The 23,380-nt window shown below is 62.6% G+C and carries 20 protein-coding genes; 5 read left to right on the top strand and 15 right to left on the bottom strand.

What is annotated here, in order from left to right; translation table 11 throughout:
- Nucleotides 1-349: 349 nt before the first annotated feature.
- The 7 genes from ABWY06_RS15410 to ABWY06_RS15380 all read right to left on the bottom strand — a co-directional run bounded on the left by ABWY06_RS15410 (nucleotide 350) and on the right by ABWY06_RS15380 (nucleotide 8,474).
- Entirely contained in the window at nucleotides 350-2,809 is a 2,460-nt protein-coding gene (locus ABWY06_RS15410) for a LuxR C-terminal-related transcriptional regulator (RefSeq protein ID WP_353926436.1), read from the bottom strand.
- Nucleotides 2,810-3,018: 209 nt separating this feature from the next.
- Nucleotides 3,019-3,753: a hypothetical protein gene (locus ABWY06_RS15405; protein ID WP_353926435.1), complete on the bottom strand. Its 735-nt coding sequence runs from the start codon at nucleotides 3,751-3,753 to the stop codon at nucleotides 3,019-3,021.
- A 113-nt stretch (nucleotides 3,754-3,866) separates the two neighbouring features.
- Complete coding sequence (ridA, locus tag ABWY06_RS15400; RefSeq protein ID WP_353926434.1) at nucleotides 3,867-4,247, bottom strand: deaminase RidA; 381 nt, start codon at nucleotides 4,245-4,247, stop codon at nucleotides 3,867-3,869.
- A 41-nt stretch (nucleotides 4,248-4,288) separates the two neighbouring features.
- A complete protein-coding gene (gene spoT / locus ABWY06_RS15395; protein WP_353926433.1) occupies nucleotides 4,289-6,397 on the bottom strand; it encodes a bifunctional GTP diphosphokinase/guanosine-3',5'-bis pyrophosphate 3'-pyrophosphohydrolase in 2,109 nt (702 codons plus the stop codon).
- Between the two features lie 59 nt (nucleotides 6,398-6,456).
- Complete coding sequence (gene rpoZ, locus ABWY06_RS15390) at nucleotides 6,457-6,720, bottom strand: DNA-directed RNA polymerase subunit omega (RefSeq protein ID WP_353926432.1); 264 nt, start codon at nucleotides 6,718-6,720, stop codon at nucleotides 6,457-6,459.
- 114 nt (nucleotides 6,721-6,834) lie between these two features.
- Entirely contained in the window at nucleotides 6,835-7,455 is a 621-nt protein-coding gene (gmk, locus tag ABWY06_RS15385; RefSeq protein ID WP_353926431.1) for a guanylate kinase, read from the bottom strand.
- A 155-nt stretch (nucleotides 7,456-7,610) separates the two neighbouring features.
- The gene (locus ABWY06_RS15380; RefSeq protein WP_353926430.1) at nucleotides 7,611-8,474 is read right to left on the bottom strand and encodes a YicC/YloC family endoribonuclease; all 864 of its coding nucleotides are present in this window, start codon (nucleotides 8,472-8,474) and stop codon (nucleotides 7,611-7,613) included.
- A gap of 134 nt (nucleotides 8,475-8,608) precedes the next feature.
- On the opposite strand from ABWY06_RS15380, the gene rph reads away from it, so the two are divergent.
- Both rph and ABWY06_RS15370 read left to right on the top strand, forming a co-directional pair.
- Nucleotides 8,609-9,331 carry a ribonuclease PH gene (gene rph / locus ABWY06_RS15375; protein WP_353926429.1) on the top strand — a complete coding sequence of 241 codons (723 nt, stop codon included), beginning with the start codon at nucleotides 8,609-8,611 and terminating at the stop codon, nucleotides 9,329-9,331.
- Nucleotides 9,332-9,356: 25 nt separating this feature from the next.
- Nucleotides 9,357-9,722: a DUF4870 domain-containing protein gene (locus ABWY06_RS15370; protein ID WP_353926428.1), complete on the top strand. Its 366-nt coding sequence runs from the start codon at nucleotides 9,357-9,359 to the stop codon at nucleotides 9,720-9,722.
- 54 nt (nucleotides 9,723-9,776) lie between these two features.
- Here the strand turns inward: ABWY06_RS15370 and crc are convergent, their stop codons facing one another.
- Nucleotides 9,777-10,556, bottom strand: a complete 780-nt coding sequence (crc, locus tag ABWY06_RS15365; RefSeq protein WP_353926427.1) for a catabolite repression control protein Crc — start codon at nucleotides 10,554-10,556, stop codon at nucleotides 9,777-9,779.
- Nucleotides 10,557-10,649: 93 nt separating this feature from the next.
- Between crc and pyrE the strand changes: the two genes are divergently transcribed.
- Nucleotides 10,650-11,291 carry an orotate phosphoribosyltransferase gene (gene pyrE / locus ABWY06_RS15360; protein ID WP_353926609.1) on the top strand — a complete coding sequence of 214 codons (642 nt, stop codon included), beginning with the start codon at nucleotides 10,650-10,652 and terminating at the stop codon, nucleotides 11,289-11,291.
- Nucleotides 11,292-11,320: 29 nt separating this feature from the next.
- The gene (locus tag ABWY06_RS15355) at nucleotides 11,321-11,914 is read left to right on the top strand and encodes a DUF4124 domain-containing protein (RefSeq protein WP_502948207.1); all 594 of its coding nucleotides are present in this window, start codon (nucleotides 11,321-11,323) and stop codon (nucleotides 11,912-11,914) included.
- Between the two features lie 139 nt (nucleotides 11,915-12,053).
- Here ABWY06_RS15355 and ABWY06_RS15350 read toward each other — a convergent pair whose 3' ends face one another.
- The 6 genes from ABWY06_RS15350 to coaBC all read right to left on the bottom strand — a co-directional run bounded on the left by ABWY06_RS15350 (nucleotide 12,054) and on the right by coaBC (nucleotide 20,774).
- Nucleotides 12,054-14,057, bottom strand: a complete 2,004-nt coding sequence (locus tag ABWY06_RS15350) for a polysaccharide pyruvyl transferase family protein (RefSeq protein ID WP_353926426.1) — start codon at nucleotides 14,055-14,057, stop codon at nucleotides 12,054-12,056.
- A 35-nt stretch (nucleotides 14,058-14,092) separates the two neighbouring features.
- On the bottom strand, nucleotides 14,093-15,358 hold the full coding sequence (locus ABWY06_RS15345) for a phytanoyl-CoA dioxygenase family protein (RefSeq protein ID WP_353926425.1): 1,266 nt from the start codon (nucleotides 15,356-15,358) through the stop codon (nucleotides 14,093-14,095).
- 184 nt (nucleotides 15,359-15,542) lie between these two features.
- Complete coding sequence (gene argB / locus ABWY06_RS15340; RefSeq protein WP_353926424.1) at nucleotides 15,543-16,448, bottom strand: acetylglutamate kinase; 906 nt, start codon at nucleotides 16,446-16,448, stop codon at nucleotides 15,543-15,545.
- 17 nt (nucleotides 16,449-16,465) lie between these two features.
- Nucleotides 16,466-17,860: a phosphomannomutase/phosphoglucomutase gene (gene algC / locus ABWY06_RS15335; protein ID WP_353926607.1), complete on the bottom strand. Its 1,395-nt coding sequence runs from the start codon at nucleotides 17,858-17,860 to the stop codon at nucleotides 16,466-16,468.
- A 1,232-nt stretch (nucleotides 17,861-19,092) separates the two neighbouring features.
- A complete protein-coding gene (gene dut / locus ABWY06_RS15330; protein WP_353926423.1) occupies nucleotides 19,093-19,563 on the bottom strand; it encodes a dUTP diphosphatase in 471 nt (156 codons plus the stop codon).
- 2 nt (nucleotides 19,564-19,565) lie between these two features.
- On the bottom strand, nucleotides 19,566-20,774 hold the full coding sequence (gene coaBC, locus ABWY06_RS15325; RefSeq protein ID WP_353926422.1) for a bifunctional phosphopantothenoylcysteine decarboxylase/phosphopantothenate--cysteine ligase CoaBC: 1,209 nt from the start codon (nucleotides 20,772-20,774) through the stop codon (nucleotides 19,566-19,568).
- A 132-nt stretch (nucleotides 20,775-20,906) separates the two neighbouring features.
- Between coaBC and radC the strand changes: the two genes are divergently transcribed.
- Nucleotides 20,907-21,581 carry a RadC family protein gene (gene radC, locus ABWY06_RS15320; protein ID WP_353926421.1) on the top strand — a complete coding sequence of 225 codons (675 nt, stop codon included), beginning with the start codon at nucleotides 20,907-20,909 and terminating at the stop codon, nucleotides 21,579-21,581.
- 64 nt (nucleotides 21,582-21,645) lie between these two features.
- On the opposite strand, the gene ABWY06_RS15315 is transcribed toward radC, so the two are convergent.
- Nucleotides 21,646-23,223 carry an ABC transporter substrate-binding protein gene (locus ABWY06_RS15315; RefSeq protein ID WP_353926420.1) on the bottom strand — a complete coding sequence of 526 codons (1,578 nt, stop codon included), beginning with the start codon at nucleotides 23,221-23,223 and terminating at the stop codon, nucleotides 21,646-21,648.
- Between the last annotated feature and the right edge of the window lie 157 nt (nucleotides 23,224-23,380).

The following is a 23,380-nucleotide window of genomic DNA, read 5'->3' as shown; positions in this document are numbered from 1 at the left end:
CGGCATTTTGCAGGTGAACCGCTAACCCATCAAGAAGTTCTGAAGGGCGACATTGTGATAACTACAAGTCACTCTTTGACCTTGGGTTCTTGTCAGTGGGTGCAAAGGCCCGTGGTGACTGGCCCCAAGCCTAAATGGGGGCGATAACGAAGGGAAGCGCATCGCCTGCCTGAATAACCGTTCATCAGGACAGTTGCAAGCTGCAGAAAGTCGTAAATGCGTCAATTGATTAAGAACTCTTGGTTTTTTCAGGGTTCTTTGGCGGTGTAAGTGATGTGGCCGAGCCTGCTGTAGCTGTGCGTAATTCTGACTACGTAGTCAATAAGGCTGAGGTTGGCGGTGCCCCGGATTACACCAACAGCCCCAGGCTTTTGGCCCGCATCACCGCCTGGGTGCGGCGCTTGACGCCCAGCTTGGTGTTGATTTTTTTGGTGTGGGTCTTCACCGTATTGACCGAAATAAACAGGTAGGCGCCAATTTCCTGGTTGGAAAACCCCTCGGCCAGGAGTTGTAGCACCGAGCGTTCGCGTTGACTGAGCGGCGCACTGCCGTCCGTGCTCTCGACGACCCCTGGCAGCGCCGGCGGGGTGCTGGCAGTTCCGGGGAGGGCGGCGGGCCACTCCTGCAGCAAGCCAAACAAAGTCAGGGTGCTGGCCTGTTCGCGGGTCTCCTGCTCAAGGGCGGCCGTGTGGCCGCCCTGGTCCTGACGTATCTGCACCAGGGCAAATTGCACTTCCAGGGCCAGTGGCTGGTAATGCAAGGCCTGGCAGCGTTCGAGCAGCGCCTGCAGGGCCGTTTCGGCCAGTTCAGCTTGCCCGCCAGCGGCCTGGGCGCGTGCATGCAGCAGGGCATTGCGCAGGGGCAGCGCCGGATAATCGAGGGTGGCGATCCAGGGTTGCTCGCCCTGGAAATAACGCTGAATGCGCGCGGCGATCGGCAGCAAGCGTTGCCAGCTGCCCTGCCGGCCGTGGATCCGCATGCGCTGCAGGTTCAATACGCCGCTGTAACTCAGGCGCCAGGCGTGGGCGCAATGCATGTAGCGTTCGGCCTCACGCAGGTGCAGGAACGCCTGGTCGAACTGGCCGGCGCGCGAGGCCAGTTCCGCCAGCCCCAGGTAGCCGTGCAGGGCGAACGGGTCGGCGCAGGCCAGCGCCTGCTTAAGCCCGATGTGCAGGGCGTTTTCGCATTCCGCCAGGTGACCTTGAAGCAGATGCACTTCCGCCTGAATCAGGTGCAGTCGGCCTAGCATCAGGCTGTCGATGCCGTTGCGGCGGCTGATCAGGGTGAAGCTCTGGTGCAGCAGCTCCTGTGCCCGCCCCAGCTCGCCGCGCAGCAGCAACAGGCGGATACGGTCCAGGTTAAGCAGGGTCTCGAACAGCAGGCTGCCTTGCCGGCGTGCCAGTTCGACACCCTTGTGCAGCAAGGGCGGGGCCAGCTCAGGTTGTTCGCTGGCCATCGCCACCCGGGCCAGCGCGGAATAGCACAGCAGCGCGGGCATCCAGTCACGGGTGCAGAACTGGTTCAGCGCCTGCAGGCAATGCTCCCGGGCCAGGGCCGCATCGCCGCGCAGCGCCGCCAGAGAACCCCAGAGCGCCTGGGCATTGGCGAGCAGTTTGCACTGGCGCCGCGCATCGGGCTGCGGCATAAAGTGCGCCAGACGCTCGATGCAGGCCTGAGCTTCGTCCAATCGCCAGGCCAGCAGCAGGCCCCAGGCATTCAGCGCGAGCAGGCGTGGCGTGCTGTCGAGCAGCACCGCCGGCAATCGATCGCGCCAACCCAACAAGCTGGCCAGGTGTTGCTCGCCGGTCAACCATTCCTGGCCGAGGCGCTCCAGGTAGTTGGCCGCGACCTCCGGTTGACCGGCACACAGCGCCTGTTCAATGGCATCTTCGGTCTGTCCGGCGGCAATGAACATGCGGCAGGCGCGCAGGTGCAACTGCGTCAGGTTCTGCGTATGTGGACGACCGCGCAGGCCGCGGGCCACCACCGGCAGCACCTGATACCACAGGCCTTCCTCATCCAAGGGAATGAAAAACGCCTGGCGCAGCAGGCTCTGGAACAGCAGCGCACCGTCGCTCTCCTCCCACAGCTGCTGGCACAGCTCGGCGCAGATCCGGGGCAGGTGAACCAGGGCGCGCAGGCATTCGACCTCTTGCGGGCTGAGGCGGGCGAGCAATTCGTGCTCCAGGTAATCTCGGACCCAGCCCTGGGCGGCGGTCTGATCCGGCTCGCCATCCTCGCTGGACTTCCCCGACAGCAGCAGGCGGATACCGGCGCACCAGCCTGCCGTTTCACGCCACAGGTCGTTGCCCAGGCTGGTCGGTGCCCGGGGGGCGAATCGGTCTACCCACTGTTGCAGTTCGCCGCGGGTGCAGGCCAGCTCGTCGCTGTCGAGCTGCATCAACTCACCGGCGAGCAGCAGTCGCGGCAGGTTCCAGCTCGGCCGTTGACGGGCGCTCACCAGCACGTGCAACTGGTGTGCCGGGTGCGTCAGCAATTGATCGATGCAGGTGTCCAGCGCTGCAGACGCCCGTGCCGGATAGTCGTCCAATACCAGGCAGAGCGGTCCCGGGTGTCGGCTGAGCAAGCGCACCAGGGCGGGACCTGGCGGCCCCGCCGGCAGCGCGCAGTTCAGTCCCTGAGCCACCTGCGAAAGAAACTCCTCCAGGCTCAGGGTGTGGCCTGCGAGGCTGAGCCAGATGATCTGGTGGCTGTCGGGCAGTAGCTGGACGAACTCGGTCAGCAGTACGGTTTTGCCAAACCCAGCCGGTGCGCAGAGCAGGCACAACCGGCTGTCGTGGGTCGCCATACGTTCAAGCAGGCGCGGGCGCGCAAGATGTCCCGGGGGCAGGCGCGGTAGGGGCGGATGACCTGAACTGCAACGAGGCATGGCGCCGCTCTCGATGGTACGGATTCTGGGTAGGCTCGAGCTGCGCTGAGCTTAGCCCCGCCGGTTGCCCTGCCCAAGCGAGATGCGCAACCGTGATGGTTCGCCATAATCGGGCGCGGCACGCCGTTTCAGTCGAGCTCGAGCAACCAGCGCCGTGGGCCGGGGCCGTACTCGGGCATCTCGTCGCTTTGCGCGCGGTTGTGCGCCTCGAAAATCTGCAGCTCATCGTCGTCGCGGACGAATATCCAGACGCTGCCCTGGTTGCCCTGTTGCAACCAAAGGCTGTCACGTTCGCCGACCATCGAGGCGCAGTCACCGGCCAGGCACAGGGCATAGCGGTCGGTGCCGGGCAGCCCTTCGAGACGACCATCGGCCTGGAACAGCACCGAGCCACCTTCACCTGGGCCCTCGACTATGGCCCATTCGCCGCCCAGATAGGCCTGATAGAGGGCCCGTTCGAAGCTGCTGCCCACGGGCGCACCGGCCGGCGGTGTGGCGGTGGCTCGGGTGAAGTGCTGGTCGGGTCCCGACTCGCTGGCAGATTGGACCAGGTTGCCATCCTCCAGCTGCAGGCTCCGGCGGTAGTCCCCGTCAAACAGGACCTGCCAGCTCCCGGGCTCCGTCGCGCTGAGGCGACCCTCCGGCAGTTCGAAGCCATTGGTGAATGTGGCCGCCTGGCGCCTGCTGTCGATCTGCCATTCCAGCACCGGGCCGTAGGCCAGAAGTGCTTCACGCAGGCTGCCGCCTTGCGTCGCGGCGTCGATGGCGGCCTGGTTGATCCAGACCCCGTTGAGGTCATCCTGGGAGTGGCCGGCGCAGCCGCCCAGCAAAACGGCGAACAAACACGGTAGGAGGGGGCGCATGACGCTTCCTTACGCTGAAAGTGGGGCCTGTCGAGCGGTTCGGCCGCCCAGCAGGCCCGTTGCCGGCACGACCGCTGACCGCTGCAGGGGCGAGCGGCCGGCGCCAGTCTCGGTTACTCGAGGACCAGAATGGCGTCCATTTCCACTTGGGCGCCACGCGGCAGTGCGGCGACGCCGATGGCGGCGCGAGCCGGGTAGGGCTGCTCGAAATAACGGCCCATCACCTCGTTGACCTTGGCGAAGTGCGCGAGGTCGATAAGGAAGATATTCAGTTTGACGATGTCGGCGAAGGAGCCGCCGGCGGCTTCGGCAACGGCCTTGAGGTTCTCGAACACCTGTACGGTCTGGGCCTCGAAGCCCTCGACCAGCTCCATGGTGGTCGGATCGAGAGGGATTTGACCGGACATGTAGACCGTATTGCCGGCCTTGATCGCCTGGGAATAGGTGCCAATGGCGGCCGGGGCCTTGGCGCTGCTGATCACGGTTTTGCTCATGGGGTAACTCCTTGTAAGGGCGGGAGGTGACAGACGGTGAATCAGGCGCGTACCCGGTTGATATGGATCACGCCCTTGAGCGCGCGCAATTTCTTGATCACACGGGCCAGGTGAATTCGGTCGTGCACGCTGACCACCAGCTGAACCACGCTGATGCGGCCGTCGCGTTCGTCCATGCTGATTTTTTCGATATTGCCGTCGGCGGCATTGACGCTGCTGGCCAGCAACGCGATCAGGCCGCGCTGATGCTCCAGCTCGATGCGCAGCTCGACGTTGAACTCGCCGACCACGTCCTTGGCCCACGAGAGCTGAATGCATTTTTCCGGGTTGTGGCGGATATCACTGATGTTCTTGCAGCTTTCCAGGTGCACCACCATGCCCTTGCCGGCCGACAGATGGCCGACGATGGGGTCGCCCGGAATGGGCGTGCAACACTTGGCGTAACTGAGCACCAGGCCTTCTGTGCCGCGGATCGCCAGCGGCCCCTGGGCGCTGGGCAACTGCTCGCCCTCGCTGGCCAGCAGGCGGCGGGCGACGACGTAGGCCATGCGATTGCCCAGGCCGATGTCTTCCAGCAGGTCTTCCATCAGTTCCAGCCGGTACTCGCTGAGCACCGGTTGCACGCGTTCGGCCGGTAACTGTTCCAGATGGCTGTTGAAGCCGGCCAGCACCTTGTTCAGCAGGCGTTCGCCCAGGCTGATGGATTCCGAGCGGCGTTGCAGTTTCAGCGCATGGCGGATATGGGTGCGGGCCTTGCCGGTGACCACGAAATTCAGCCAGGCGGGATTGGGCCGCGCGCCCGGCGCCGTGACGATTTCCACGGTGGCGCCGCTTTGCAACGGCTCGGACAGGGGGGCCAGGCGCCGGTTGATACGACAGGCAATGCAGCTGTTGCCCACGTCGGTGTGCACCGCATAGGCGAAGTCCACTGCGGTGGAGCCCTTGGGCATCTCCATGATGCGGCCCTTGGGCGTGAACACATAGACCTCGTCCGGGAACAGGTCGATCTTCACGCTCTCGATGAACTCCAGGGAGTTGCCGGCACGCTGCTGCATCTCCAGTACCCCCTTGACCCATTGCCGTGCGCGGGCGTGGGTGCCTTTGGGCTGGTCTTCCTCGTTGGACTTGTACAACCAATGGGCGGCGATGCCATTGTTGGCCATCTCTTCCATTTCGCGGGTGCGGATCTGGATCTCGATGGGCACCCCGTGCATGCCGAATAGCGTGGTGTGCAGCGACTGATAGCCGTTGGCCTTGGGGATCGCGATATAGTCCTTGAAGCGGCCGGGCAGGGGCTTGTACAGGTTGTGCACCGCGCCCAGCACCCGGTAACAGGTATCGACCTTGTCAACGATGATGCGAAAGGCGTAGACATCCATGATCTCGTTGAAGGCCCGGCGCTTGCCGCGCATCTTCTGATAGATGCCGTACAGGTGTTTCTCGCGGCCCATGACCTCGCCTTCCATGCCCTCGCGGGTGAGGCAGTGGGCCAGGGATTGCTCGATCTTGTTGACGATTTCCTTGCGGGTGCCGCGGGCGCGCTTGACCGCCTGGCGAATGCGTTCGGAGCGCATCGGGTGCATGGCCTTGAAGCCCAGCTCCTCGAATTCCACCCGCATGCTGTGCATGCCCAGCCGATTGGCGATGGGCGCGTAGATTTCCAGGGTTTCCTTGGCAATGCGGCGGCGTTTTTCGCCAGCCAGCACCTCGAGGGTGCGCATGTTGTGCAGGCGGTCGGCGAGCTTGACCAGGATCACGCGGATATCGCGGGCCATGGCCATGGCCATCTTCTGAAAGTTCTCCGCCTGGGCCTCGGCCTTGGTTTCGAAATTCATCTGGGTCAGTTTGCTGACGCCATCCACCAATTCGGCCACGGTTTCGCCGAACTGCGCATTGAGCGCTTCCTTGGCGATGCCGGTGTCCTCGATCACGTCATGCAGCATGGCGGCCATCAGGCTTTGATGGTCCATGTGCATGTCGGCGAGGATATTGGCCACCGCCAGAGGGTGGGTGACATAGGCTTCGCCGCTACGCCGGCGTTGGCCATCGTGGGCTTGTTCGGCATAGAAGTAGGCGCGGCGGACCAGGTTGACCTGATCGGCGCCCAGGTAGGTCGAAAGTCTGACGGCGAGGGCGTCTATGCTCGGCAAGGGACACCCCCTTGCCAGCCTGGCTGGCCCTGCGTCGGCTGACTTCGACCCGGCATGGTTTAGAGGGCCTCGTTGGCCTCATCATCGAACGCCGCAAAGAGCGGTTCGTCATCGACGATTTCTTCCTGGGCAATCACGTCATAATCGATCAGGCCCGCGGCGATTTCCCGCAGTGCCACCACGGTCGGCTTGTCGTTTTCCCAGGCGACTTTCGGCTCTTTGCCGCCGGTGGCCAGTTGACGGGAGCGCTTGGTGGCGAGCATGACCAGCTCGAAGCGGTTAACGACGTTTTCCAGGCAGTCTTCAACTGTAACGCGGGCCATGGTCTTCCTCGTAGCAAATCACTAAAAAGCTGTGCCCAGATGGGCGAGCGGACTGGGTAGTTTAAAAAATAACCAGCACTTAGGGAAGCGCTGATTTTCCATGGAGACGCGGCTTCAGGCCAGCAACTGGCTCAGCAGGTCGCTGAAACGCTGCTGTTGCAGCTGCTGCTGCAGCTGGTTGGCGCGGAAAATGGCCTTCAGGTCGTCCAGCGCCTGGGTGAAGTCGTCGTTAATCACCAAGTAATCGTACTCGACATAATGGCTCATTTCGCTGACCGCCTCGCGCATGCGCTGGGCGATGGTCTCGTCGCTGTCCTGGCCGCGGTTGGTCAGGCGTTGGCTCAGGGCCTGCTGGCTGGGGGGCAGGATAAAGATGGAACGGGCCTGGGGCATCAGGCGCCGCACTTGCTGGGCGCCTTGCCAATCTATTTCCAGGATCAGGTCGAATCCCTCCGCCAGGGTCTGCTCCACCCACTCTTGCGAGGTGCCGTACAGGTTGCTGAAGACCTGGGCGTGTTCGAGAAAGGCGTTGCGCTCGAGCATTTCCAGGAACTGCTCATGCTTGACGAAGTGGTAGTTGACTCCGTCGACCTCGCCGGGGCGCATGGTGCGCGTGGTGTGGGATACAGACACGCGGATCTGTGTCTGGCTGTCGATCAGCGCCTTTACCAGGCTGGTTTTGCCGGCGCCGGAAGGCGCCGAAACGATATAGAGGGTGCCAGTGGTAATGGCCATGCTAAATCCCCGAAATGCCTAGAAATAGAGTCCTGCTGGAAAGTGTATCGAGCCGAGGCCAGGCAGGCGCAATCAGTTGAAGGCGCTGAGCTTACGCCGCTGAGTCAGCCTTTTCGACGCTGGTTGCAACGCCGCCGGGCCTGACTTGGTCGCTTTTACTCGATGTTCTGTACCTGTTCACGCATTTGTTCGATCAGCACCTTGAGATTGATAGCCGCTTGGGTGCTGCGGGTGTCGATGGCCTTGGAGCCCAGGGTATTGGCTTCGCGGTTGAGCTCCTGCATCAGGAAGTCCAGGCGCCTGCCCGCCGCGCCGCCGCCTTTGAGCACCCGACGTACCTCGGTAATGTGCGTGTTGAGGCGATCAAGCTCTTCGGCGACGTCGCTTTTCTGGGCCAGCAGGACCAGTTCCTGCTCGAGTCGCTGGGGATCGAGCTCGACCTGCATGTCGGTGCAGCGCTCAATAATCTTCTGCCGTTGCGCGGCGAGCATGTGCGGTACCTGGCTGCGCAGGGTATCGATATCCTGCTGCATGGCGTCCAGGCGATCATTGAGCAATTTGGCCAGTTCCGTGCCTTCGCGCCGCCGCCCGTTCTTCAGCTCGCCCAGTGCCTGCTCGAACAATGCCAGCGCCGCGCTGGTGAGGGCCTGGGGATCACTGGCGTCCGCCACCAGCACGCCGGGCCAGGCCAGGACTTCCAGCGGGTTGAGCGGTGCCGGCTGAGCGATCAGATCGGCCACCAGTTGTGCGGCGGCCACCAGTTGGCCCGCGCGTACGCGATCGACCTGCAGCGCCTTGCCGCTGGTCTCTTCCGCGAGGCGCAGGGTGCATTCCACCTTGCCGCGCGACAAGGCTTGGCGCAGGGCATCGCGCACCGCGCCTTCAAGGTCGCGCAAGGATTCCGGCAGGCGCAGATGGGGTTCGAGATAGCGGTGGTTGACCGAGCGCAGTTCCCAGCTCAGGGTGCCATATGCGCCAGCCTGTTCGACGCGGGCGAAGGCAGTCATGCTGTGCACCATGGGGCGTACCTCGTGAGCAATTAAAGCGCGGGATTGTAGCGCAGTGCGTCGGTCGCACCCAATTATGCCGTGTCCCCTGGGCTGCCCGCCCCTATAATGTCCGGCAGTTTTCCGTCCCCGAGCAGGTATTCCAGATGAAACGTCCCAGTGGCCGCGCCGCCGATCAGTTGCGCCCGATCCGCATCACCCGCCACTACACCAAACATGCCGAGGGTTCGGTTCTGGTGGAGTTTGGCGACACCAAGGTGATCTGTACGGTGAGCGTCGAGTCCGGTGTCCCGCGCTTTCTGAAGGGCCAGGGCCAGGGCTGGTTGACCGCCGAGTACGGCATGCTGCCGCGCGCCACCGGTGATCGTAATCAGCGTGAGGCCGCCCGCGGCAAGCAGGGCGGCCGAACCCTGGAAATCCAGCGCTTGATCGGTCGTTCCCTGCGCGCCGCCCTGGATATGTCCAAGCTGGGTGAAAACACCTTGTACGTCGACTGCGACGTGATCCAGGCCGATGGTGGTACTCGTACCGCGTCAATTACCGGGGCCATGGTCGCCTTGGTCGACGCGTTGAAGATCATCAAGAAGCGCGGTGGCCTCAAGGCCGGTGATCCACTCAAGCAGATGATTGCGGCCGTGTCCGTGGGCATGTACCAGGGAGCGCCGGTGCTGGATCTGGACTACCTCGAAGACTCCGCGGCCGAAACTGATCTGAACGTGGTCATGACCAGTGCCGGTGGATTTATCGAGGTGCAGGGCACCGCTGAAGGCGCACCCTTCCAGCCGGACGAACTCAATGCGATGCTGGCATTGGCGCAGCGCGGCATGACCGAACTGTTCGAACTGCAGCGCGCGGCGCTGGCAGATTAATCGCAGTCCCAGTGGAGACGTGAATATGGAAGAGCAAAAACTCGGGGCTCCGCCCTCTCAGGAAGTCCGTCAGTGGGCGATGTTCTGTCATTTTGCGGCGTTTGCCGGAATGATCATCCCGTTCGGTAATCTACTGGGGCCGCTGCTGGTCTGGCAGCTCAAGAAGGACCTGGACCCCTTTGTCGATGCTCAGGGCAAGGAAGCGCTGAACTTCCAGATTACCGTGTCGTTGGCGATGCTGGTTAGCATGTTGCTGATGTTGGTGGTGATCGGCTTCGTGCTGATCGGGATTATTGGGCTTGGCGCGCTGGTGCTGATGATCATCGCCGGTATCAAGGCCAATGAAGGGCAGGCCTACCGCTATCCCTTCACGTGGCGCGTGATCAAATAGGCGAAAAATTTTCACTAAAAAGCCGGCGCAATGCCGGCTTTTTCATGTGTGCGATCAGGTGCTGAGGGTCCAGTCGTAATCGACGATCAGCGGCGCGTGCTGGGAAAAGCGGGGTTGGCGCGGTAGACGGGCAGTGCGTACGAAGCGACGTAGCCCGGGAGTCAGCAACTGGTAGTCGAAGCGGTAGCCCAAATTGAGCATCTCGGCCTGTTCGTTGTTCGGCCACCAACTGAACTGGTCGGCTTCGCGATTGACCTCGCGTAGCGCATCAACGTAGCCCATGGTGCCGACCACCTCGTCCAGCCAGGCCCGTTCAGGGGCGAGAAAGCCTGGTTCCTGCTGGCAATCGCGCCAGTTCTTCACGTCCAGCTTTTGATGAGCGACATACAGCGAGCCGCAATACAGGTATTCCCGGCGTTTGCGGCGTTGTTTGTCCAGATAGTGGGCGAAGTCGTCCATGAACTTGAATTTCTGATTCAGGTTCTCATCGCCGCCCACGCCAGAGGGCAGCAATACCGTGGCGATGCTCACTTTGTCGAAATCGGCCTGCAGGTAACGCCCGTAGCGATCGGCTGTCTCGAAGCCCAGGCCACTGATGACCGCCTTGGGTTGCAACCGCGAGTAGAGCGCCACGCCACCTTGGCTGGGCACTTCCGCATCGCAGGCATAGAGGAAATAGCCATCCAGTTGGAGGGCCTGGTCGTCCAGTTCGAAGGCGGAGGCACGGGTGTCCTGCAGGCAGATGACGTCGGCATTCTGTGCTTGCAGCCAGCTGAGCAAACCGCGCTCGACTGCAGGCTGAATACCATTCACGTTCACACTGATGATCCGCATAAATGGCCCCCAAAAACACATGCATGTATGATACCCGAGCTCACCGCCATTAGCGAAATTCCTAGCCAATTCCGTGCCGTCCGGGACTTTTTTATGCAGCTTTACCAACGCGAGTTCATTCGTTTTGCCATCGAGCGCGATGTGTTGCGTTTCGGCGAGTTCACCCTCAAGTCCGGTCGGACCAGCCCCTACTTTTTCAACGCTGGGTTGTTCAACAGCGGCGCTGCGCTGGCCCAACTGGGGCGGTTTTATGCCGCGGCCATCGTCGAAAGCGGAATCGCCTTCGACGTGCTGTTCGGGCCCGCCTACAAAGGGATTCCGTTGGCGGCCACTACCGCGGTGGCGCTGGCTGAGCACCATCGGCGTGACGTGCCTTGGTGTTTCAATCGTAAGGAAGCCAAGGCCCATGGCGAGGGCGGCAGCTTGGTCGGTGCGCCGTTGCAGGGGCGCGTGCTGGTGATTGACGATGTGATCACCGCCGGTACGGCGATCCGCGAAGTGATGCAGATCATCCGCACTCAGCACGCCGAGGCGGCAGGCGTGTTGATCGCGCTGGACCGCCAGGAGCGGGGCCAGGGTGAGCTGTCGGCAATTCAGGAAGTTGAGCGTGATTTCACAGTGCCAGTAATCAGTATTGTGTCCTTGGCTCAGGTATTGGAATATCTCGCAGATGATGCTGAACTCAAGCGTCACCTGCCAGCGGTGCAAGCCTATCGTGCACAGTTTGGTGTCTGAACTCTCACCCTCCATAGAGTGCTGTCTTTATGCTCACGTCGGGCACCGTCCGTTTTACCCTTCTGATCGCCCTATGCATGTCTTGGGGGGTCGGTGCCGCAGAGCTGTATCGTTACACCAATGACAAGGGTGTGGTCGTACTGGATCGCCAGGGTGTGCCGGCTCAGTTCATTGGCAAGGGGTATGAAGTACTCAATGATCAAGGGCGGGTGGTAAAGGTGGTTCCCCCGGCCCCGACTCCCGAAGAGATGAAGCGCATTTTGGCGCAAAGGGCGCAGGCCAAGACCGATGCCCAGTTACTGCGTCTTTACAGTACCGTAGAGGACGTCGAGCGGGCCAAGGAGCGCAAGCTCAATGAACTGGACGGCGTGATCAGTGGGGCGCGGGGTAACTTGCAGTCACTGGCCTCTCAGCAGGCCGCTCTGCAGAGCCAGGCGGCCGATCAAGAGCGGGCCGGGCGTGCGGTGCCCGAGCATCTGTTGACCCAGATCGATAACCTGAGAAGCGAGCAAGCAGCGGTGAAGAAGGATGTCGCCCGGTTTCAGCAGGATCGCATCAAGGCCGCAGCGGGATTCGATGCGGATCGTGCCCGCATTGCGGAGTTGGTCGGCGTACGGCCCTGAGCGTAGGGCGTGTCCGTAGCGCACGCTCCTGCGTGCGTGAGTTTTCGCCCTGGCCCGGAATGCCAGGTGATGGCTGGAACCCGCCTGGGGCGGACTGCCGGAAGCGCCTAGGCCCCGCCGTCAAAACCGAGCCGTCGCATTACCACCAACGCCTGGATTTTGCCTGATTCAGCGCCTTGCACAACGCTTCGTTTTCAATCTCCTTCAACTGCAGGGCGCGTTTCAAGTCGAGTGCATATTTTTCGGCTTCTTGCGCCGCAGTTTGCCAGTGTTCGATCACTTCCTGTGAAGCCGCTTGGGCGCGGGCTGTCGGGGTACTGTGGTTGGCTTGATCCAGCGCCTCGCGCAGGGCCTCGACTTCACGGGTCTGACGTTGCAGGGTGCTTTTCAAGTCGAGCGCATAGGTTTTTGCTTGTTGCGCTGTCGTTTGCCAATGTTCGACAGTGCCTTGTAAGCAGGCCTCGCTTATCGCCGCCGAGGCGTTGTGATTGGCCTGATGCAGCGCTTCGCGCAGTGATTCGATCTCATTGCTCTGGAGTTGCAAGGCTTGGCTGAGATCGAGGGCGTAGCGCTCCGCTTCCCGCGCCGTTGTTTGCCAGTGTTCATCGATGCCGGGTAAGAAAGTCTCCCGGGTTGCCGCTGAGGCGCTGTGCAGCGCCTGGATGAGCGCTTCGATTTCATTATTTTTCAGATGCAGCACGCGGCGTAAATCGAGAACGTATTTTTCTGACTCTTGAGTTGCCAGTTGCCAGTGATCGATAGCACCTTGTAAGGGCGCTTCCCTTGCCACCCAGCAACTGAACAGCTTGGGTGTATTGGCAATTTTGGCCAGGCCCTCGATCAAGGCGGTAGTGTCGCTGCACGGAGGTCGCTGTGCATCAGGTGCAGCGGCAAGGGCTTCTAGCAAGGCGCTTAAGCGCGCCTCACGTGGCAGGCCGTGCTGTTCCAGTGTTTTTGTCCAGGCAGCGTGCTGAAGGGAGGAGTGATGTCGAGCCTGACTTAATTCAATGACCCGTTCCGCCAGGCCTTCCCAGCGACTGCCGTTGATAAATATCAGGTCGCGCTCGCGATCGGCATGGCTCAGGGCGCCATGAAGCTTGACCAAGGTGTAGTGATCGGTGGGCAGCCCCAGGCAGGGTATGGATTTTGTCAGGGCAAAGACCAGCGGATGATAGCGTGTACTGACCACCACATCGGCCTGTTGTGTCAGCCACAAGGTTTCAGCGCTGTTGGCGACCTCCAGGACGGTCATTGCGGCAGGTCTTTTCAGGCGTTGGGCGAGCGCTTCACCGATGGCGTGATCGCCCGCATCGCGACCGTTGTCCATTGCGCGTAAATGCGGAATAAACAACAGCTGTCCGCCCGTCGCTTCAATCACCTGATCCAGCTCCGCAGCCAGGTCATTCAGCCAGTTGTTTGGCGAATCGAGGGCGAACACCGAGTGGACCGTAAGGGCTATCGTCGGCCCATTGCGTTTGCCTACGAGGCCGTCGGGCATCACGGGTGGGGGCGCTGGGGGCAAGGTCATGGTGTCGTCGAGCTGATAGTCGATACGCTCCAGAGGAACTCCAAGGGAGAGCGCCAGGGCGACTGAGCTGGCCTCGCGCAAGCCGACCCAATCGGCAGAGCATAATATTTCCGCAACCAGTTGCATGTCGTTGCCTGCCAGCACGGGTCCAATCGTCTGGCCGAGAATCACTACCGGGATGCTCTGCGCCTTTGCCAATCGCACCAGCGCAAGCCGTTCAAGAATATGCTCGGGCCACGTGCTGGAAAGATTGCCTCCTCCCGAAATAACCAGCAGATCGGCATCCAGTAAGGCCTGTCGTGCGTCCGGCGAGCGATTGGACTGATGCCGGTCACCGCTCACCCACTGATTGATACGCTGCAATTCGGCGTATCGGTCTGAGGACGCGTCAGAAAAGTCCAGGCGCGACACTGCCGCGGTGCCATACAGGTCCTGGGTCATTGCGGGGTCTAAGGTGACGACGGTAAATCGGCTTGCCGGCAAGAGACGCCTGAACATCAATAAATTGCATTCCAGCATGGCCTCATCGCCAATATGGAAGCTGGAGCGGCTGCCTACGTCCGCCACGAACAGAATATGTTCGAATCGTTGGATAGCAGCCTGTGAAATGGTCATTTCAACTCACCGTTTAAGTAGCCCCTAGCAAGCAGTTAACCCGCTCGTGTATCAGCTGTATCGAGTGCATCCGCGCGGGCCTCCAGCGCAAGGCGCAATTTGGCCACTTCCTGTTCCAGGGCGTGCGCATACTCCTGCGCCGTGGCTTGCGAATGGCGCACGGCGGCCCATTCGGCCTGTTCTGGACGGGTCTCCAGCGCAAGGCGCAATTTGGCCACTTCCTGTTCCAGGGCGTGCGCATACTCCTGCGCGGTGGCTTGTGAATGGCGCACGGCGGCCCATTCGGCCTGTTCTGGACGGGTCTCCAGCGCGAGGCGCAACTTGGCGACTTCCTGTTCCAGGGCGTGTGCATACTCCTGCGCCGTGGCTTGTGAATGCCGCACGGCGGCCCAATCGGCTTCCGCGGGACGATGTTCCAGGGCTGCGTGCAACTTGGCGACTTCCTGTTCCAAGGCGTGCGCATATTCCTGCGCCGTGGCTTGTGAGTGGCGCACGGCGGCCAATTCGGTCTGCAGGTGCTGTACGTAATGATCCGGGGTCTGCGACAGTGTGCCGGCCAGCAGCGGAAAATGATGGCCGGTCAATACACTGCGTGTCCGGCCATCCATGTAGCAAGCCGTAAAGGCCCGTCGCGGCTGATTCGACGGATTGACGCCCGAACGGTGAATCAGCCAGTTATGCATCAGGACGGCGTGTCCGGCTTCAACTTCCAGTGGCAGCGCCCGTTCGGGCGGACAGTGGCGCTGGACATCCTCCGCCCCCAGGGTGCTGCCGTGGGCGCTGAGCAGTCCAAGACGGTGAGAGCCGGGAATTATTTCAACACAGCCGTTGGCGCGCATGGCGGGATCCAGGGCGAGCCATATAGTCACCAGGGGATCGCGGTCCAGGGCCCATACATCGCCTGCGTCCTGATGCCAGGGGAGATAAGTGCCCTGGCCTGCCGGTTTGTTCATGATCATCGCCCGAAACAGCGACACCGGTGCATGAGCCCCATATAGGCGGGCGCAGATATTCAGGAAAAGTGGGTGACGAACCAGGGGCGAATACAGCGGGTCGTTTTCCAGTCCCTGAATCTTGCGGTACAGCCGTGTGCCCGACTGGAAGCTGCTGACGGCTTCGGGTAGGGCATCATAGTCCCCCCCCGTATCGAGTTGCAGCTGAACCTGCGGATTGATTTGGGCGCCGCTGGCCAGGTCATCGGCGCGCTGCGTCAGTTCAGCGATCGTATCGGCATCGAGCAATTTCCCCAAATGCACGAAACCATCCCGGTCGAAATCGCTCCATTGCAACTCGGTGAGCATACCTTCTCCTCGACGTGGGATTTGATCTGGCGGTGCGCGGTGCCGTGGTCACGGGTGACGCTCGGCGCAAACCACTGGCGATTCAGTGCCTCAGCACACCCTGGGGCCAGGCACCTTTTTGTGCCAGTGGATGGGCGTTGAGTGGTGCTCGATCAGCGTCCGCTGATCGAGCGTCTCCCGGGGCTCAGCGAGGCTTTCGGTTACTGATCAAGGTGCCGACGCCGCTGTCGGTGAAAATCTCCAGCAAGACGGCATTGGGTACCCGGCCATCGATGATGTGGGCACTGGTAACGCCACCTTGCACTGCCTCCAGTGCGCAACGGATCTTCGGCAACATACCACCATAGATGGTGCCGTCGGCGATCAGGTGGTCCACCTGCTCGGTGCTGAGCCCGGTCAGTACCTCGCCCTGCTTGTCCATCAAGCCCGCAATGTTAGTCAATAGAATCAGCTTTTCCGCTCGCAGCGCCTCGGCCACTTTGCCCGCCACCAAATCGGCGTTGATGTTGTAGGACTCACCGTTGGCCCCCACGCCGATCGGCGCGATGACGGGGATAAAGTCGCCCTTGACCAGCATGTTGAGCAGGTCGGTATTGACGCCCACCACTTCGCCAACATGGCCGATATCGATGATCTCCGGTTGGGTCATTTCCGGGGTCTGGCGGCTGACGGTGAGTTTTCGGGCCCGGATCAGCTCGGCGTCCTTGCCGGTCAGGCCGATGGCGCTGCCGCCGTGGCGGTTGATCAGGTTGACGATGTCCTTGTTAACCTGTCCGCCCAGGACCATTTCCACCACGTCCATGGTCTGGCTGTCGGTGACGCGCATGCCGTCGATAAAGTGGCTTTCGATGCTCAGGCGCTTGAGCAGGTCGCCGATTTGCGGCCCGCCACCGTGCACCACCACCGGATTGATGCCGACGGCCTTCATCAGCACGATGTCACGGGCAAACCCGGTTTTCAGCTCGTCGCTTTCCATGGCGTTGCCGCCGTACTTGATGACCAGGGTCTTGCCGACGAACCGGCGGATATAGGGCAGCGCCTCGGACAGCACCTTGGCGACGTTAGTGGCGGCATCACGGCTGAGGGTCATGCAAGGCTCCGCGGCGGTCAAAATGGTAAGTCGAGGTGAGGGGCAATGCTGTACAGCTGGGCGCGAAACAGCTCCTGGATGCGCTTGAGCTCCTCGTCGGTCTCGGCCTCGAAGCGCAGCACCAGCACCGGCGTAGTGTTGGAGGCGCGCACCAGACCCCAACCTTTGGGGTAGTCGACCCGCACGCCGTCCAGGGTGGTGATGTTCGCGTCGCCCCAATGGCCGTCACGTTGCAAGGCATCGATGATGCTGAATTTGCTCTCGTCGGTGACCGTGATATTGATCTCGGGGGTGCAAATATCGTTGGGGAAGGCCGAGAACACGTGTTCGGCATCGCGCTTGTCCTGGCTGAGGATTTCCAGCAGGCGCGCGGCGCTGTAGATGCCGTCATCGAAGCCGAACCAGCGCTCCTTGAAAAAGATATGCCCGCTCATTTCACCGGCCAGCAACGCACCGGTTTCCTTCATTTTTTTCTTGATCAGCGAGTGGCCGGTTTTCCACATCACCGGGCGGCCACCATAGCCGCTGATCAGCGGCGTCAGACGCCGGGTGCATTTGACGTCGAAGATGATATCGGCACCCGGATTTCGCGAGACCACGTCCTTGGCGAACAGCATCAGCAAGCGATCCGGGAAGACGATGGTGCCGGTATTGGTCACTACGCCGACGCGGTCACCGTCGCCGTCGAACGCGAGGCCAAGGTCGGCCTTTTCCGACTTGACCTTGGCGATCAGGTCGACCAGGTTCTCGGGCTTGCCAGGGTCCGGATGGTGGTTGGGGAAGTTGCCATCGACGTCGCAGTACAGCGGAATCACGGTGCAGCCCAGGGCTTCGATCAGTTGCGGGGCGATCACGCCTGCCACGCCGTTGCCGCAGTCGACCACCACCTTGAGGGACTTGGCCACCGCGATGTCGTCGCGAATCTGCTTGAAGTAGCGGTCCAGCACGTCGACCTGCTCGACGCGACCCACCCCGCTGGCCAGGTCGTTGGTTTCGATGCGGGTGCGCAGCGCCTGGATCTGCTCATTGGCCAGGGTGTCACCGGCGATGACGATCTTGAAGCCGTTGTAGTCCGGCGGGTTGTGGCTACCGGTCAGCATCACGCCGGACTTGCCGGCCAGAATGTTGGCGGCGTAATAGAGAACCGGGGTCGGTACCATGCCAATGTCGCTGACCTGACAGCCGCAATCGAGCAAGCCTTGGATTAACTGCTGTACCAGCTCGGGTCCGGACAAGCGGCCGTCGCGGCCCACCGATACATTAGGCTCGCCCTTGGCGAGGCTTTCGGAGCCGATGGCGCGACCCACCCAGTAGGCCGTTTCGGGGGTCAGGCTGTCGCCGACCACACCCCGGATGTCATAGGCGCGGAAAATCGTGGCGGGTAGCTTCGGGGCGACTCGTGGGGTGCTCATAAGGTTCGCTTGCTCCAATCCCAGGAGGTCCTGGTCTTCATCGAGAATGTCGATATCAAGAATATCGGTGTCTTGAAACAGGGGGTTGACCATCGCGACCGTCGGCGCCGGCTTGGCAGGTTGCAGGGGGTCGCGGTCGGTGGTCGCCGGCGCGGGCTTGCGGCGCGGCTGGCGTACCAGGCTTTGAGCCAGGCTGTCGAGCGCTGGCAAACTCAGGCTGAACCCTTTGACGGCTTTTCCTGCCGAGAGTTCTTGGATCAACTGACCCAGCTGAAATGCATCGCGGCGTACACGGTGTTGCAGGCGGTTGTTGACCAGCATCAGGCCCAACCAGGCGCCGGCCAGGGCCAACAAGGCGGCCGTCACCAGCAGCCAGGGCGCGACGCTCGATTGCGTCAGCGCCGGACCAGGGGTGAAGGTCAGGGTCCAATTGCTATTGCCGGTGGCAAAGGCGCTGGAAGTGCCGGCTCCCGCCTGGCCCTTTTCAGCCAACACCTGTGCGTTGGCATCGAATTTCTGGACCAGTTGCCACTGGCCGACGTCGACCGGTAGGGGGGGTAGTGCGGCCAGCAGGCGTTGCAGGTCCACGGCCAGCAACAAGGTGCCCTGCACCGGTTCGCTGTCGCTGCTGCGCAGCGGCGCAGCGCTGTAGACCAACCAGCGTTTGCCCACCTTGTAGGCCTCTGGTTGAGGCGCCTGGCCGTTTTCGACCTTGCGCAGCATCTCCAGTGCGGCAAAGTTCATGGGCGCCAGGCGGCTCGGGTCCTGGTTGGCCAGCCCGCGTGCGTTGAGGTGGGCGTCAGCTATGCCGTCCCAATACGCCAGGCTGCGCTCGCTCAGGCTGATCAGCGAGCGATCCTGGCTCTGCAGCGCCTGCAACAGTTGTGGATTACGCGCGGCGGCGCGGGTGTCTGCCACCAGCTGCGCCAGCGCCTGTTGTAAGGCGGCGGCCTGGCCGGCGCCCCAGGCCTGTACCAATTGATTCTGCTGCCGCTGCTGGGCGCTGCTGAAGATGCCGAATCCGAGCAAGGCGCCGGCGAGCAGCAGGCCGCCCAGCACCGGGCCCAGGCCGGGTAGCAAGGCATGCAGGTCGAGGCCCGCGGCGATCGAGGCCTTGCTCGGTTTGCCGGGTGGGCTGTCTATGACCAGCGGCTCGGGCTCTGCATGGGCGGTGGTGCGCTTGAATAATTTCACGGGCGGCCTCCTCGGCAATTCGTCCTGAATGGAGTGGTTCAGTGGCTACCGGAGTGGCCGAAGCCGCCCGCGCCGCGTTGGCTGAGGTGTCCCCGACTGTCGTCGAACTGCTCCACCAGCTCGAAATGCGCCTGCACCACCGGTACCAGGACCAGCTGTGCGATACGTTCGCCCACCGCCACGGTAAAAGGGCTGTGACCGCGGTTCCAGCACGACACCATCAATTCGCCTTGGTAATCCGAATCGATCAATCCGACCAGATTGCCGAGCACGATGCCGTGTTTGTGCCCCAGGCCTGAGCGCGGCAGGATCAGTGCCGCCAGCCCGGGATCGCCGATATGGATCGACAGGCCGGTCGGCAGCAGCTGGGTCTGGCCGGGCTCGAGCACCAGGTCTTCCTGCAGCATGGCGCGCAGGTCGAGGCCCGCCGAGCCTGGCGTGGCGTAGTGGGGCAGGGGGAAATCGTGACCCAGGCGCGGGTCGAGAATCTTGGCTTGCAAAGCGTGCATGGTTAAACCTGATTGAGGCGGCCGGCGATAAAAGCAACCAGTTGCCGGGCAATCTTGCCCTTGCTGGTCTGGGCGAAGCTGTTCTGGTGCAGGTCGCGATCGATAACGGTAATGGCATTTTCCTCGCTGTTGAAACCAATGCTCGGGTTGGCGACGTCATTGGCGACTATCAGGTCGAGGTTCTTGTCCTTGAGCTTGCGTGCAGCATAGTTCAGCAGATTCTCCGTTTCGGCGGCGAAGCCGACGCTGAAGGGTCGATCGCTGCGGCCGGCCAGGGTGGCGAGGATATCCGGGTTGCGCACCATTTGCAGGAGCAGGCCATCGCCGGTGCTCGGGTCTTTCTTCAGTTTGTGCTGGGCCACAACTTCCGGGCGATAGTCGGCCACCGCCGCGGCGGCAATCAGCAGGTCACAGGGCATGGCGGCCTCGCAGGCGGCCAGCATGTCACGGGCGCTGACCACATCGATGCGTTCGACCCGATCGGGCGTCGGCAAGTGAACGGGGCCGGTGATCAGGGTCACCCGAGCGCCTGCCTCGGCTGCGGCTTCGGCGAGGGCAAAGCCCATTTTGCCGGAGCTGTGGTTGGTGATGTAGCGCACCGGGTCGATGTTTTCCTGGGTCGGACCGGCCGTGATCAGCACATGGTGGCCGGTCAGGCTCTGACGCTGAAAGCAATCGGCGGCGCGTTGGGTCAGTTCCTCGGCTTCCAGCATCCGCCCCAGGCCCACATCGCCGCAGGCCTGGCTGCCAGAACCCGGTCCGAACAGGTGCAGGCCGCGTTGCAGCAGCGTCTGGCTGTTGGCCTGGGTGGCAGGGTCGCGCCACATGGCCTGGTTCATTGCCGGTGCCAGGGCGACCGGGGCGTCGGTGGCGAGCACCAGGGTGGTCAGCAGGTCGTCGGCCACCCCCTGGGCCAGGCGTGCCATCAGGTCGGCTGTGGCCGGCGCGATCAACACCAGATCAGCCCAGCGCGCCAGTTCGATATGGCCCATGGCGGCTTCTGCCGCCGGGTCAAGCAGGTCCAGGTGCACCGGATGGCCGGAAAGCGCCTGCAAGGTCAGTGGCGTGATGAACTCGCGCCCCCCGCGTGTCATCACCACATGGACGTCGGCGCCCTGGTCGCGCAGTCGGCGAACCAACTCCGCGCTCTTGTAGGCGGCAATGCCGCCCCCCACGCCGAGAACGATGCGTTTGCGGTACAGCCGCTGCATAGGCCTGCCTTTTATAGGGTGAAAGTGCACCGCGGCAACGACGCCTCCCCAGGCCAATCGCCGCGCAAAAGTTGGGCTAAGATAGCACAGCGTCCGTGCCGGAACAGCGGACCTGCTCGACACGGAGGTGCCATGAGCATTCGCCATTGGCCCGCGGCGGAACGTCCGCGGGAGAAGCTTCTCGACCAGGGTGCGGCGATGTTGAGTGATGCCGAGCTGCTGGCCATTTTTTTGCGTACCGGAGTCGCCGGGCAAACGGCGGTGGACCTGGCGCGCCAGCTGCTGACGGACTTCGGTGGTTTGCGCCCGCTGCTCGAAGCCGACCAGTCAAATTTTGTCCGGCGCCTGGGGCTGGGGCCGGCCAAGTTCGCCCAACTGCAAGCCGTGCTGGAGATGGCACGGCGACACTTGGCCGAGCGTCTGCAGCGCCATTCGGCGCTGGAAAGCCCGCAAGCGGTGCGCGATTACCTCAAGGCCCTGTTGCGACACGAGCCCCATGAGGTGTTCGGCTGCCTGTTTTTGGATGCCAAGCACCGGGTGCTGGCATTCGAGGCGTTGTTTCAGGGCTCCATCGACAGCGCTAGCGTCTACCCGCGGCAGGTGGTCAAACGGGCGCTGGCGCATAACGCCGCGGCGTTGATCCTGACCCACAACCACCCCTCCGGTGTGGCCGAGCCGAGTCAGGCCGATCGCGTGCTGACCCAGCGCCTCAAGGAGGCCCTGGGGCTGATCGATGTGCGGGTGCTCGACCATTTTATCGTCGGTGATGGCGAGCCGCTGTCCCTGGCCGAATACGGATGGCTTTAGGCTAAATTCGCTTCGGGGAACCGCCATGGGGGCGGTGTACACCGGTTCGTGGGCAAGGGTCGGGTTAGCGGGCCAGGCTTACGCCAGCGAAACTCTGCCGTCCGAACGGGCTGACCTGGTAACCCTTGACCTCGCGGCGAATCAGCGCGGTTGCGGTTGGGTGGGCCAGCGGCAGCCACAGCGCCTGCTGTTCGATCAGCTGCTGAGCCTGCTGGTACAGCCTGGCGCGTGTGGCCTGGTCGGCGGTGCGCTTGCCATCGTTGATCAGGCCATCCAGCGTCGGCTCACAGTAGCGGGCGAAGTTGGTCCCGGAGGTCACCGCGGCGCAGGAAAACTGCGGGGTGAGGAAGTTGTCCGGATCGCCGTTGTCGCCGGCCCAGCCCATAAACAGCAGGTCATGTTCGCCAGCCTTGGCGCGGCGGATCAGCTCGCCCCACTCGATCACCTGTATCGTCGCGCGAATGCCCACTTTGGCCAGGTCGGCCTGCAGCAATTGCGCACCCAGGCTGGGGTTGGGGTTGAGCAGGCTGCCCGAGGGACGGGTCCAGATCGTGGTGTCGAAACCCTCCTTGAGTCCCGCCTCGGCCAGCAGGGCGCGGGCGCGGGCAGGGTCATAGACGTAGCCGCGCAAGTCCTTGGCATAACCCCAGGTACTGGGCGGATAGGGTCCGCTGGCGGCCCGGGCACTGCCCTCGAAGACCGCCGTGAGGTAGCTGGCCTTGTCGAACGCCAGGTTGATGGCCTGGCGTACCTGGGGACGATCCAGCGGTGGATGCTGAGTATTGAGTGCGACGAAAGCGGTCATAAAAGCCGAGGTGCCAACCGCTTCCAGCGCCTTGTCGGTGACCGCGACCCGCACATCCTGGGGTTTCGGTGACAAGGCGACCTGGCATTCGCCCTGACGCAATTTCTGCAGCCGCACATTGGCATCGGGGGTGATGGCGAACAGCAGTTCGTCCACCGCGGGCTTGCCAGCGAAATAGTGCGGGTGGGCCGCGTAACGCACAACGGCATCTTTCTGAAAGCGCTTGAAGACAAAGGGCCCGGTGCCGATCGGTTGCGCGTTGAGTGTTTGCGGCGTGCCAGCTGCCAGCAGCTGGGCGGCGTATTCGGCCGAGTAGATGGAGGCAAAGCCCATGCTCAGGCTGGCCAGGAAGGTGGCATCGGGTTGCGTCAGGGTCACCCGCACGGTCAAGGGGTCGGGCGCCTCCACGCTGCGGATCAGCTTGGGCCACTGCATCGACTGGGCATGGGGAAAGCCGCTTTGCGCCACCTTGTGCCAGGGGTGTTGGGGATCCAGCATGCGCTGGAAGCTGAACAGCACATCCTCGGCATTCAGCTCGCGGCTGGGGCTGAAATACCCGGTCTGGTGAAAGCGTACGCCAGGTTGCAGCTTGAAGCTGTAGGTCAGTCCGTCCGCCGACACCTGCCAGCTTTGGGCCAGGCTCGGTTGCAGGCTGCCGCTGCTGGCGTCGAACTCCACCAGGCGGTTCATCAGTACATCGGCCGAGGCATTGGTGGTGGTCAGCGAGTTGTACTGCACCACGTCGAACCCTTCGGGGCTGGCTTCGGTGCAGACACTGAGTGTGGCTGCCTGGGCGAACAAGGGTGCGAATAACAGCGGTAGGGCGGCGAAGCGCATGGCAAACTCCTATTGCAAATAGGCGATCCGTGCTCGGGTACGCGGGTGAAGACCTACCCTAGACCAAGGCGGCGCCCAGGACAATCGCCTTGCAGCGACGAACGGTCAAAGTCGATGGCGGCCAGCCAGGCGGGCGTGGCCGTGGGAAAGTCATGAG

It is taken from the genome of Pseudomonas sp., assembly GCF_040514055.1.
Taxonomy (GTDB): Bacteria; Pseudomonadota; Gammaproteobacteria; order Pseudomonadales; family Pseudomonadaceae; genus Aquipseudomonas.
This window is presented reverse-complemented; position numbering and strand designations above follow the sequence as displayed.